12 protein-coding genes are annotated in these 12,170 nt (G+C 62.0%); 7 read left to right on the top strand and 5 right to left on the bottom strand.

The genetic code is table 11. The features are described from left to right. Positions 1-4: 4 nt before the first annotated feature. From sctS to C1720_RS01860, 3 genes are all read right to left on the bottom strand, one after another. Positions 5-277: a type III secretion system export apparatus subunit SctS gene (gene sctS / locus C1720_RS01870; RefSeq protein ID WP_050715800.1), complete on the bottom strand. Its 273-nt coding sequence runs from the start codon at positions 275-277 to the stop codon at positions 5-7. 14 nt (positions 278-291) lie between these two features. Beyond that, a complete protein-coding gene (gene sctR / locus C1720_RS01865; protein WP_050715801.1) occupies positions 292-948 on the bottom strand; it encodes a type III secretion system export apparatus subunit SctR in 657 nt (218 codons plus the stop codon). Between the two features lie 61 nt (positions 949-1,009). Then, a complete protein-coding gene (locus C1720_RS01860; RefSeq protein WP_102283045.1) occupies positions 1,010-1,858 on the bottom strand; it encodes a hypothetical protein in 849 nt (282 codons plus the stop codon). A 328-nt stretch (positions 1,859-2,186) separates the two neighbouring features. Between C1720_RS01860 and ettA the strand changes: the two genes are divergently transcribed. From ettA to C1720_RS01835, 4 genes are all read left to right on the top strand, one after another. Beyond that, on the top strand, positions 2,187-3,848 hold the full coding sequence (ettA, locus tag C1720_RS01855) for an energy-dependent translational throttle protein EttA (RefSeq protein ID WP_102283044.1): 1,662 nt from the start codon (positions 2,187-2,189) through the stop codon (positions 3,846-3,848). Positions 3,849-4,043: 195 nt separating this feature from the next. Then, on the top strand, positions 4,044-5,297 hold the full coding sequence (gene coaBC / locus C1720_RS01850) for a bifunctional phosphopantothenoylcysteine decarboxylase/phosphopantothenate--cysteine ligase CoaBC (protein WP_102283043.1): 1,254 nt from the start codon (positions 4,044-4,046) through the stop codon (positions 5,295-5,297). A 141-nt stretch (positions 5,298-5,438) separates the two neighbouring features. Then, complete coding sequence (locus tag C1720_RS12700; RefSeq protein ID WP_146006815.1) at positions 5,439-6,026, top strand: hypothetical protein; 588 nt, start codon at positions 5,439-5,441, stop codon at positions 6,024-6,026. A gap of 98 nt (positions 6,027-6,124) precedes the next feature. Then, positions 6,125-6,655 carry a hypothetical protein gene (locus tag C1720_RS01835; RefSeq protein ID WP_199170931.1) on the top strand — a complete coding sequence of 177 codons (531 nt, stop codon included), beginning with the start codon at positions 6,125-6,127 and terminating at the stop codon, positions 6,653-6,655. A 176-nt stretch (positions 6,656-6,831) separates the two neighbouring features. Here the strand turns inward: C1720_RS01835 and grxC are convergent, their stop codons facing one another. Continuing rightward, entirely contained in the window at positions 6,832-7,092 is a 261-nt protein-coding gene (grxC, locus tag C1720_RS01830; RefSeq protein ID WP_102283039.1) for a glutaredoxin 3, read from the bottom strand. 43 nt (positions 7,093-7,135) lie between these two features. Further along, positions 7,136-7,546, bottom strand: coding sequence for a rhodanese-like domain-containing protein (locus tag C1720_RS01825; protein ID WP_102284442.1), 411 nt, complete (start codon positions 7,544-7,546; stop codon positions 7,136-7,138). A 164-nt stretch (positions 7,547-7,710) separates the two neighbouring features. On the opposite strand from C1720_RS01825, the gene gpmA reads away from it, so the two are divergent. The 3 genes from gpmA (at position 7,711) to C1720_RS01810 (ending at position 12,053) form a co-directional block, all read left to right on the top strand. Continuing rightward, complete coding sequence (gene gpmA, locus C1720_RS01820; RefSeq protein ID WP_102283038.1) at positions 7,711-8,454, top strand: 2,3-diphosphoglycerate-dependent phosphoglycerate mutase; 744 nt, start codon at positions 7,711-7,713, stop codon at positions 8,452-8,454. A gap of 66 nt (positions 8,455-8,520) precedes the next feature. Then, positions 8,521-10,086: a S41 family peptidase gene (locus C1720_RS01815; RefSeq protein WP_102283037.1), complete on the top strand. Its 1,566-nt coding sequence runs from the start codon at positions 8,521-8,523 to the stop codon at positions 10,084-10,086. Between the two features lie 644 nt (positions 10,087-10,730). Continuing rightward, positions 10,731-12,053, top strand: coding sequence for a solute carrier family 23 protein (locus C1720_RS01810; protein WP_233199747.1), 1,323 nt, complete (start codon positions 10,731-10,733; stop codon positions 12,051-12,053). Positions 12,054-12,170: the final 117 nt, after the last annotated feature.

The raw sequence follows: 12,170 nt of genomic DNA, 5'->3' as shown, positions 1-12,170 counted from the left end.
GCCTTTACTTGCGCACCATGGCCGGAAATTCCGTCATCACCCGGTCCGCAAAGCGATACAGCGAGCTGCCCAGCAGCGACGCTGTCACGAAGATGGTGAGCACGATGGCGAAAAACTTGAGCGCGTATTGCAGCGTTTGCTCCTGAATCTGCGTGGCCGCCTGCACCAGCGCAATGAGCAGGCCCACGACGGCCGCCGCCAGCACGGGAGGCGCTGAAAGCATCAGCACCAGCCACAGGGCCTGATAGACGAGTTGCAAAGCTTCACTGTTCAGCATGCAGCCTCTCCCCATCAGTAAGACAGAACCAGCCCGTGCGAGAGCTTGACCCAGCCATCGACCAGCACGAACAGCAGCAGCTTGAACGGCAGCGAAATCGTCGTGGGCGAAAGCATCATCATCCCCATCGCCATGAGGATGTTGGCAATGATGAGATCCACGATGAGAAACGGCAAAAAGATGAGAAAGCCGATCTGGAAGGCCGCTGACAACTCGCTTACCGTGAAAGCCGGCACCACGATCACGAAATCACGCTCGGTCAGCTGCGCGGCGCGCTCCGCTGGCAGGTTCTTCTGCGCTGTTTGCAGAAAAAAGGCTCGCTCGCGCGGGCTGGAATGCTTGATGAGAAAGTCACGCAGCGGCTCCTTGGCGGCGTCAGCGGCCTGCATCATGTTGGCGCTGCTGTTGCCTCCCGCAGCCTGAGGCAGCGCGCCCACGCGGGCATAGGCGTCCAAGCCCACAGGCAGCATCACGTAAATGGTGAGCACCAGCGCCATGCCATTGAGCACCACATTGGGCGGCACCTGCTGAAGGCCCAGCGCATTGCGCAACAGGCTCAACACCACCACGATCTTGGTGAAGGAGGTCACCATCACCCCCACGAACGGGGCTAGCGCCACGAGGATGACGGTAATCAGCGCTGAAGAGGGAGAAAACTGGGAAAGATCCATAGCGTTTGTTTTCGTGTAATCAGGAAAAGCGCAAGAACCAGTTCAAAGAAACAAGCCGGGTTCAGCTTTCCAGCGCCTGCACGTGCAAGCCGCAGCCGCTGCCCAGCGGCAACAGCGCGCCGCTGGCTTGACGCTGCCCGTTGGCGTGCAATTCAGCAGGCCACGGAGCAGGCAGGGGCCAGTGAAACGCAGGCTGCCCCTGGCGCGGCCAGCCTAGCCAAACATCCAGCGGAATGCTGACCGTCTGCTCCAGCATGGCCTGCCCGGCGCCTTCAGTTTCATCTTGCGTTGCGCTGCCAGGCGCGGCGCTGCCATTCAACGCCAGGCGGGCGTCAGGCAAATCAAGCCAAGCGGCGGCGGGCGGCAGATGGCGGCTCATGTCATGCAGCGTCACTGCCCAGCGGTTGGCAAAGGCGGCCGGCAGCCACACCAGCGCTCCGGCTTCCAGCGCCTGTATCGCCTCGGCTGGCACGCTGCCCAGCAGCACCTGCCCGGTTACGGCGCTCCAGGCCAGATGCGGCGCCAGCAGTGCGGCTGGCGGCTGGCCGCCTGGCAACAGGCCGGGCATCAGCGCCAGGCGCGAACCAGCAGGCGCGAGCGCCGGGGCCTGCACCACAGCCGCCAGCGCGCCCGCAGGCGGCGCTTCCTGCGCCGGCGCCGGGTCCCAGCCTGCATGCAGCCACTCTTCCACGCAAGCAACCAGCGCCTCGGCTTCGGCCAGGCGCAGCACCTGCTCCTCGCCTGTGGGCGGCGCTGCTGGCGCATCAGCCGCACGAGGAATGCTCAAGTGCACCCAGCCCCTTGATGTCGCGCCGCTGTAGTGCAGCCATTCAGACGGAAAGGCGGAATCATCCTCGGCTGGCGCGGCGGCAGCGTCATGCGGCGGGTCGGTCAGTGAATCAGCGTTCATGCTCAGGCTCGTCAACGGGGCGGCAATGGTAGTTCGTGCTTTGCAACGTATCGTGTCAGTATGTAGTCTTGCCAACACTCTCGCACCTTTGTGTTGGTTCTTCATCAAAAACAGGAGCTAATTCAAGGCCTTGAAAACACATGAGGTCCTAGATGAACATGGAAAGCGCGCTATTGCTTCAGGAGCGAAATATTCCCTTTTGTTCCACACGCGCCGCCCAGGCCAACGGCTCAGCCGCTGGTGGGCGTGGCCGATAATCGCCGCCCTTTGCGCCGGCGCTTTCCACTGGCGGCGTATTTCTTCTTTTCTGCTTTTCCCAGACCACCCAATGGCCCAATACGTCTTTTCCATGAACCGCGTCAGCAAGATCGTGCCCCCGAAGCGCGCGATCCTGAAAGACATTTCCCTGAGCTTTTTCCCTGGCGCCAAGATTGGCGTGCTGGGCCTGAACGGCGCGGGCAAGTCCACCTTGCTGAAAATCATGGCAGGCATCGACAAGGAAATTGAAGGCGAAGCCCTGCCCATGCCGGGGCTGGACATTGGCTACCTGCCGCAGGAACCCCAGCTCAACCCCGAACACACCGTACGCCAGGCGGTGGAAGAGGCCATGAAAGAGGTGAACGATGCGCGCGCGCGGCTGGAAGAAATCTACGCCGCCTATGCCGAGCCGGACGCCGACTTCGACGCCTTGAGCGAAGAGCAAGGCCGGCTGGAAGCCCTCATTGCCGCCGCTGGCACCGACAGCGAGCACCAGCTTGAAATCGCCGCCGATGCGCTGCGCCTGCCGCCGTGGGACGCCGTCATCAAGAACCTCTCGGGCGGCGAAAAGCGCCGCGTGGCGCTGTGCAAGCTGCTCTTGAGCAAGCCCGACATGCTGCTGCTGGACGAGCCGACCAACCACCTGGACGCCGAAAGCGTGCAGTGGCTGGAAATCTTCCTGCAACGCTTTCCCGGCACCGTGGTGGCCATCACGCACGACCGCTACTTTCTTGACAACGCCGCCGAATGGATTCTGGAGCTGGACCGTGGCCACGGCATTCCCTACAAGGGCAACTACTCCAGCTGGCTGGAGCAAAAAGAGGCGCGCTTGAAGCAGGAGCAAAAAAGCGAAGACGCCCGCGCCAAAGCCATCAAGAAAGAGCTGGAGTGGGCGCGCCAAAACCCCAAGGGCCGCCAGGCCAAGAGCAAGGCGCGCCTGGCCCGCTTCGAGGAGCTGAGCGACTACGAATACCAAAAGCGCAATGAAACGCAGGAAATCTTCATCCCCGTGGCCGAGCGCCTGGGCGCTGAAGTCATCGAGTTCAAAGGCGTCAGCAAAAGCTTTGGCGACCGTCTGCTGATCGACAACCTGAGCTTCAAGGTGCCCGCCGGGGCCATCGTCGGCATCATCGGCCCCAATGGCGCGGGCAAGTCCACGCTCTTCAAGCTCATCGCGGGCAAGGAGCAGCCCGACGCCGGTGAAGTCACGCTGGGCAAAACCGTGAAGATGGCCTTCGTCGATCAAAGCCGCGACGATCTGGCCAATGACAAAACCGTGTGGGAAGACATCTCTGGCGGGCTGGACATCATCACCGTCGGCAAATTCCAGATGCCCAGCCGCGCCTACTGCGGGCGCTTCAACTTCAACGGGCAAGACCAGCAAAAGAAAGTGGGCATGCTCTCTGGCGGCGAACGCGGCCGCCTGCACCTGGCCAAAACCCTCATGCAAGGCGGCAACGTGCTGCTGCTGGACGAACCCAGCAACGACCTGGACGTGGAAACCTTGCGCGCGCTGGAAGACGCGCTGCTCGAATTTGCCGGCAGCGTCATGGTCATCAGCCACGACCGCTGGTTTCTCGACCGCATCTGCACCCACATCCTCGCCGCCGAAGGCGACAGCCAATGGGTGTTTTTCGACGGCAACTACCAGGAATACGAAGCCGACAAGATCAAGCGCCTGGGCGAAGAAGGCGCCCGCCCGCACCGCATGCGCTACAAGGCGCTGAAGTAACTTTCCGCCGCGCCATCCGCGCGTCACGAAAGAGCCGGGGCATCCCGGCTTTTTTCATGCCCAAACCGCCCGCAAGTCCCGGCGCAGGCTGGACTGGCTGCTATGGTTTTTGAAGGAAACAAGGGCAAGCCATGCTGTATAAATCTTTCAGCCTCTCTCCTTATCTCCCTTCCTTGAACAGACTGAGCCTTGCCCATGACCCATACCCCGCCGCATGAACCGCCCGAGCTGGCAGGCCGCCGCATCCTTCTGGGCCTGACAGGCAGCGTGGCCTGCTACAAGGCCGCCGAGCTGTGCCGCCTGCTCACGCAAGCGGGCGCCCGCGTGCAGGTGGCCATGAGCGAAGGCGCGCAGCACTTCATCACGGCCGCGACGATGCAGGCTCTCTCCGGCCAGCCGGTGTTCACCTCGCAGTGGGACGAACGCCCTGCGGGTGGCATGGCGCACATCCAGCTGGGCCGCGAGGCAGACGCCATCCTCGTGGCCCCCGCCAGCGCCGACTTTCTGGCCCGGCTGGCGGCAGGCCGGGCGGACGATTTGCTCTCGCTGCTGTGCCTGGCGCGCCCGCGCGAGCGCGCGCCGCTGCTGCTGGCGCCCGCCATGAACCGTGAAATGTGGTCGCACCCGGCCACGCAGCGCAACGTGCGGCAGGCGGCCGCTGACGGCGCGCGCGTGCTGGCCGTGGGCTTTGGCGCGCAAGCCTGCGGCGAAACGGGCGATGGCCGCATGCTGCAAGCGCCCGAACTGCTGGAAGAAGTCATCGCCGCGCTCACCCCGCAAACACTGGCGGGCCGCCGCGTGGTGGTCACGGCCGGGCCGACGTTTGAAGCCATCGACCCCGTGCGGGGCCTCACCAACCGCTCCAGCGGCAAGATGGGCTTTGCCATTGCGCGCGCGGCGCGCCTGGCGGGCGCGCAAGTCACGCTGATCGCCGGCCCCGTGCATCTGCCCACGCCGCATGGCGTGGCGCGGGTGGATGTGGAATCGGCCCTGCAAATGCAAGCCGCCTTGCAGCCCGCACTGCAAGGAGCCGATGTGCTGATTGCCGCCGCCGCCGTGGCCGACTGGCGCGCCGCCGAAGTGGCCGCGCAGAAGATGAAAAAAGACGGCAGCGGCCTGCCGCCGCCCCTGCGCTTTGTGGAAAACCCTGATTTGCTGGCCGCCGCCGCCCGCAGCCCGCGCGCGCAAGCCGGGCAGCTGTATTGCGTGGGCTTTGCCGCCGAAAGCGAAAACCTGCTGGCGCACGCACAAGCCAAGCGCCAGCGCAAAGGCGTGCCGCTGCTGGCGGGCAACATCGGCCCCGCCACTTTCGGGCGCGATGACAACGCGCTCTTGCTGATTGACGAAGCGGGCGTCACCGAACTGCCCGCCGGGCTGCAACCGGCCAGCAAGCGCCAGCTGGCCCGCCTGCTGGTGGACGAAATCGCCCGTCGCCTGCCCCGGCGCTGAACCGCTTCCGAAGCCAGCCATTTCGCTATGGGTTCAATAGCAATAGACCCCATGAATCCATGCGATAGAGGCGTTTTCTTGGTCTTGAATTTGCTTCTGAAAAGGGAGTAAAAAAGACTTTCACGCCAACCGGAGAACGCCATGAAGCCCAACCCCACGCAAGAACCTGACGCAGCCGATGAGCTGCTGTCTTTGGGCAAACGGCTGTGTTGTCTGGTCTGGAGACTGATCTGGACGTTTTGCAAATGGATGCTCGAGAACGTGCTGATCTTCATCGCATGCCTGCTGGCTCTTGCTTTCGGGCCGGTGGGGCTGCTGGTCGCCCTGCTTGCTTTTCTTGGGCCGCCTGCTGAAAAGAAGCCGGGCGACGCAGACGAAAAGCAGGACCCAAACCCCAAAACGCCCGCCCCGAACGCCCGGCAAGCCGGCTTGAAAGCGCACACTGGCAGCCGGCCCCATCAATCAGAAAAAAACCATGAGGCCAAACGAAAAGGAAGCAAACGAATGGCGCGAACCCAAACAGCAAGGCCTGACGCTTGCCGCAAAGCTGCTCCAAATCATTGGGGGCTTTTTCAAGCGGATATGGCACACCGTGCTGATTTTTCTGGGCGTCTGCGTGCTTTTGGTTATCAGCGCAGAAGGCGGCCGCCTTGGCCAGCTTGTGAGCTTGCTGGCGGCTTTTCTGATCTTTCTGGCCGTGCAGCTATGGCCCGCGCCGCCTTCTTTTGACGAACAAGAGCCGGATCAAAACAGCCATGAAACCTGAAACAGGCCACCTGGAAGGCCCCAACTGGGACACCCCGCCCAACGGCGACTTCGCCGCCTATGTGCAGCGGCTGACCGCGCCCGCCGCACTGGTCAAGCCCGCCCCGTTTTCGCCGCCGGTTCTCATCCAAGCTCAAACATCCCCGCAGAAAACGGCCCAGCAGAAAAAAAACAGACCGAAACCGCCCGCGCTTGCCGCCTTGCGCAAGCTGCCTTCCCGGCGGCAACGCCACGTCTGGCTGGCAACGGCATTCACGTTCGCGGGCCTTTTTCTTGAATTCATCTGGCTGGTGTTGAAATTCCTGCTGAACATCGGGCTGCTTTTCGTGCCCGGCGGCGGCTTGCTGAGTGCCATATTGGAGCAGCGGAAAAAACCGCAGCAACTCCGGCATTGGGGCGTCATTGTTTTTCTGTCGGCCTTGCTGAGCCTGCTGCTGGGCATGCTGTTTGACTGGCCAGGGGCGCTGGCCGGGCTTCTGATAGGTGCGCTGTGGCTGCTCTGGAGCTATCGTCACACCCGCTTCGTTCGGGCGCTGGGCGCGGCATGGCAGCAATGGCTGCGCCGTTTTTCCGATCCGCCCAATCCTGTTTAAAAGCCTGTCTTCAAATCCCCAGCTGACAGCAAAGCTGGATTGAGGTGAGGACTTTTGCCTGGCTAAGTGAAGCGAGAAAACTGGGCAAGGACTACAAGGTCACTGCCCTCTTCAACTGAAGCATTCGTGAAGATTGCCTGCACTCGGCGCATGGTCAGGCTTTGGGAAACAGGCTCTCAGTCGCCTTGCAGCAGCGGCGTGAGGCCGCCGCGCGCGTCTAGGGCCATCAGGTCGTCGCAGCCGCCTACATGCGTGCCGCCGATGAAGATTTGCGGCACGGTGCGCCGGCCCGTGATTTCAGCCATTTCAGTGCGGCGCTGCGGAGCCAGGTCCACGCGGATTTCTTCCAGCTGCGTCACGCCGCGCTCGGCCAGCAGCTGTTTGGCGCGAATGCAGTAGGGGCAGGTGCCGGTGGTGTAGATCTTGACGTGTTGCATGAGGCGTTCTCTCGTGGGGCGGGTGGTTCCGGGAAGTGTTTTTTCAGCTTTTCTCGACGGGCAGGCCCGCTTCGCGCCAGGCTTTCAGCCCGCCTGCGAGCGAAACGGCTTTTTCGTGGCCCAGTTTTTTGGCTACGGCCACGGCGGCGGCGGAGCGGCGGCCGCTGGCGCAGCACAGCACCAGGGGCAGGGTTTTGTTCTTCACGGTGGCGGGCAGCTTCTCGGCCAGCTCGGCCAGCGGCACGTGGCGCGCGTTGGCAATGTGGCCTGTGGCGAATTCGGCGGCCTCGCTCACGTCAATGACGGCGGCCTTTTCACGGTTCATCAAATGCACCGCCTCGGCGGGCGTGACGGTGGCGGCGCCCGGCTGGCCCGACAGCGCCGGAACAAACAGCATGGCGCCGGAAACGAGCGCCACCAGTATCAGCAGCCAGTTGGCAAGAATGAAGTCCACTTTGTGTTCCTGTTCCGGGCGGCTCTGTGCAAAAAGGCCGCTTCCGGGCAAAAAAATGAAAGCCCGAAGGGGCTGTGAGGGGTGGAAAAAAGCGGGCGATTCTAAAATGCCGCCTTTTTTCTTTCAGACCTTTCCCATTTCCTGCCGCCCAGCCGGCCATTGCAATGCACAAGCTCGTTCTGATACGCCACGGCGAATCCACCTGGAATCTCGAAAACCGCTTCACCGGCTGGACGGACGTGGACCTCACGCCCAAGGGCATCGAACAGGCCCGGCAAGCGGGCCGTCTGCTCAAGGAGGAAGGTTACGAGTTCGACCTGGCCTGCACCAGCGTGCTCAAGCGCGCCATCCACACCCTCTGGCACTGTCTGGACGCCATGGACCGCCAGTGGCTGCCTGTGATCAAGAGCTGGCGGCTCAACGAGCGCCACTACGGCGCCTTGCAGGGGCTGAACAAGGCTGACATGGCCCGCCAATACGGCGACGAACAGGTTCTGATCTGGCGCCGCAGCTACGACGTGCCCCCGCCCGCCATGCGCGAGGACGACCCGCACCGCGAAGGCAGCGATGCGCGCTACGCCGCCCTGCAGCCCGGCGAAGTGCCGCTGACCGAATGCCTGAAAGACACCGTGGCCCGCGTGCTGCCCTACTGGGAAGGCGAGCTGGCCCCGCGCATCCGCCAGGGCCAGCGCCTGCTGGTTTCAGCGCATGGCAATTCCATTCGCGCCCTCGTCAAACACCTGGATGGCATTTCAGACGCGGGCATTGTCGCCCTCAACATTCCCAACGGCATTCCCCTCGTCTATGAGCTGGATGACGATCTCAAACCCCTGAGCCACTATTACCTGGGCGACGCGCAGGCTGCCGAACAGGCCGCAGCCGCCGTCGCCAGCCAGGGCAAGGCCTGAGAACCTGCTGCGGGAACCCGTTTGCACGCCTTTTCCCCTTTCCCCACCTGAAAACCCGACACCCCCATGAGCCAGAAACTCAAAATCGCGGGCTGGCTGTGCGCGGGCGCGCTGGCTGGCGCGCTTGGCACGGCCTCGCTGCAATCTGCAGCCCGCAACAGCAACCTCGCCCCGCTGCCCCTGCACGAGCTGGAGCAATTCGCCGCCGTCTTCGGCATGATCAAAAGCGACTATGTCGAGCCGGTGGACGAGAAAAAACTCATTACCGACGCCATCGCCGGCATGGTCTCCAGCCTCGACCCGCACTCGCAGTACCTCGACAAAAAAACCTATCAGGAATTTCGCGAAGGCTCCAGCGGCCGCTTCGTCGGCCTGGGCATTGAAATCACGCAGGAAGACGGGCTGATCCGCATCGTCTCGCCCATAGAAGACAGCCCCGCCTACCGCGCCGGCCTGCTGCCGGGCGACCTCATCACCAAGATTGACGACACCGCCGTGCGCGGCCTCTCATTGAGCGACGCCGTCAAGCGCATGCGCGGCGAGCCGAACACCAAAGTCACCCTCACCATCTTCCGCAAGGACGAAAACCGCACCTTCCCCGTCACCATCACCCGCGCCGAAATCCGCACGCAATCGGTCAAAACCAAAATGGTCGAGCCGGGCTACGCCTGGGTGCGCCTCTCGCAATTCCAGGAACGCACGGTGGAAGACTTCGTGCGCAAAGTCAGCGATCTGTACGAAAAAGACCCCCACATCAAGGGCCTGGTGCTCGATTTGCGCAACGACCCCGGCGGCCTGCTGGACGCGGCCGTAGCCATCTCCGCCGCCTTCCTGCCCAAAGACGTTACCGTCGTCACCACCAACGGCCAAATCGCCGAAAGCAAGGCCACCTTCCGCGCCTCGCCCAGCGACTACATGCGCCGCCCCGGCTCCGACCCGCTGGCCCGCCTGCCTGCCGCGCTCAAGAAAGTGCCGCTTGTCGTGCTCGTCAATGAAGGCTCGGCCTCTGCCAGCGAAATCGTCGCTGGCGCACTGCAAGACCACAAGCGCGCCACCATCATGGGCAGCCAAACCTTTGGCAAAGGCTCCGTGCAAACCGTGCGCCCGCTCGGCCCTGACACCGGCCTGAAAATCACCACCGCCCGCTACTACACGCCCAAAGGCACCTCCATCCAGGCGCGCGGCATCGTGCCCGACGTCATGGTCGATGACACCGCAGAAGGCAGCCCCTACGCCTCGCTGCACGTGCGCGAAGCCGACCTGGAAAAACACCTCAGCGGCGCAAGCGAAGCGAAAAAAGACCCTGCCTTTGAAAAAGAGCTGGAAAAAGAGCGCGAAGAAGCCATCAAGCGCCTGGAAGCCGAATCCAAAAAACCCGCCAGCCAGCGCCGCCCGCCCGACTACGGCAGCGAAAAAGATTTTCCCTTGCAACAGGCCCTGGCCAAGCTCAAGGGCAAGCCCGTGAAAGTAAGCAAAACGCTGACCGAACGCAAAGTAGCCGCAGACCGCCAGGACGGCGCGGACAAGGCGGCCGAGCGAATTTCCAGCAAGCCCGCGCCCAAGCCAGCTGGCGACAAAACAGAGCAGCGGCAAGACAAAACGCCGCAAAAAGATAAATCGCAAGACAAATAAAAAAGGGCCGTGAAGGCCCTTTTTCATTGCGCGAGATATTTTTTGCTGCCCTGCGTTTTATAGATGTCCCATGCCCGCCATGAGGCGGTTCATACGCCACTGAATCATCAAGATGCTTTGATGCCCTTTTATGCGGCGCTGTAATCCCGTGTGCTCAATTCACTTTTGTTGCAGGCCGGGGCCTCTAGCACCTGTTCAGAGTCTGATCTCGCTCTTCTATTCATAGCATGATGTCCTAGTGGAACGGGCGCGGAACGGGTTTTCCGCCTTCTTGAATTCGCTCCTTTTTTAGGAATGCCAAGGCCGCTGCTGGCGCCGCAGCGTCCATGAATCTGCCTGGCCGAAAGGCCCCGGAAAACACGCGCCGCGTTGCATGGCGATATTGGGGAAAACCTGATGCTGGTGATGTGCGCCAGCCGCTACAGTCGCGCCCGCCGCGAAAACAGCGGCGCGCGGAAATTCAAGGGGAAATTTGCCATTTTCGGCGGCATGTCCCGCTGGCCCGCGCAGAACGCATATCCACACAAACAAAGGAGACATACATGCCAATGCAGCGTGAATACGGCCAGGAACACCCTTTCTGGCCCTTGGGGCCATTCAAATTGAGGCTGCCTTTCATTCATTACCGGTGGGAATTTCCGGAAATGATTCAGGCTTTTCTGATGTTCGTGGTCAGCCTGGGCATGATTCCCTTGCTCCAGCAATATCTGGGGCTGCCGTACGAAGCTGCGCTGGCGGGCGTGGTGATTTGCGGCATTGGCTTCATGCTGCCCGCGCTGATGGGCGTGCCGCTGGTGCCGGGCTGGATTACGCCGGCCATTCCGGTGGTGCTGCTGTATTTGCAGAATTTCGAGCCGGGGCCGGAAGCCGTCAAGGCAATGGTGGCGCTGCAAATCGAGGTTTGCGTCATTTTCCTGGTGCTTGGCATCACGGGCCTGGGCGACAAGCTGGTCACACTGATTCCCAATTCGCTCAAATGCGGCATCATCATCGGCGCGGGCATTGCCGCCATGATGGGGGAGCTGAAAGCGGGCGGCCGTGTTTCGAACGCGCCCTTTTCCATTTTGATGGGCGCGATGATCGCCGCCTATATTCTTTTTTCGCTCTCATTCAAAAGCGTGGTGCTGCGCAGCCGGGCGGCCAAAATCATTTCCAATTTCGGTATGGTGCCCGGCATTGTGGTTGCCATGCTGATTGGCTGGGTGATAGGCGAATTTCCGCTGCCCGATATTCAATGGGGTATTACCAAGCCCGATTTCGGCTTGCTGTTCAGCCATTTGGCCTTTAACGTGGGCTGGCCTGACTGGAACATGTTTCTGCTGGCTGCGCCCACGGCGGTGATTGCCTACGTGATTGCCTTTGGCGATATTCTGGTGGGCTTTACGCTTGTCAAGCGCGCCGATCACCAGCGCCCCGATGAAGTGATCGAAAACAACGTGACTCGCGCGCACTTGGTCACGGCCATTCGCAATGCGCTGCATGCCGTGCTGGCCCCTTGGCCCGGCCTGGCCGGACCGCTGTGGACGCCCGTGCAGGCCGTCATTGCCGAACGCTACGCACTGGGCCGCAAGTCCATGGATACCCTCTACGGCGGGCAAGGCGCATTCTGGATTTCGGGCTTTCTGGCGCTGTTTGTGCTGCCGCTGGTCTCGATGTTCAAACCCGTGCTGCCGTTGGCGCTGTCGCTGTCGCTGATTCTCACGGCCTATATCTGCATCATGGTGGGTATGGAAGAGCTGAAAGACTCCGCCGAACGCGGTGTGGCAGGCATTGTGGCCGTCACGCTGGCCATGCCCGATACCAAAGCCACCATTTACGCCATCGTGGCCGGGCTGGTGTTGTATTTCCTGATTGAGCGTCAGAATGCCGCCAGCCGCAAGAAGGGCGAGCTGTCCATGATTTTGGACACCACCGAAGCCATTGAGGCCGCCGACGAAAAAGGCGTGGCCAGTCCGGTACAAAAGTGATAACGCCATTTGCCGCCCTGTCCGCTCAAAACGCGCCAGAATCAGCGCAAAGCCAATAAAGCTGCGCGGCGGTTATTCAAGGCAATAATAAAAAGGGCCTTCCCGGCCCTTTTTGTT

The organism is Ottowia massiliensis (assembly GCF_900240305.1).
GTDB classification, from domain to species: domain Bacteria; phylum Pseudomonadota; class Gammaproteobacteria; order Burkholderiales; family Burkholderiaceae_C; genus Ottowia; species Ottowia massiliensis.
This window is presented reverse-complemented; position numbering and strand designations above follow the sequence as displayed.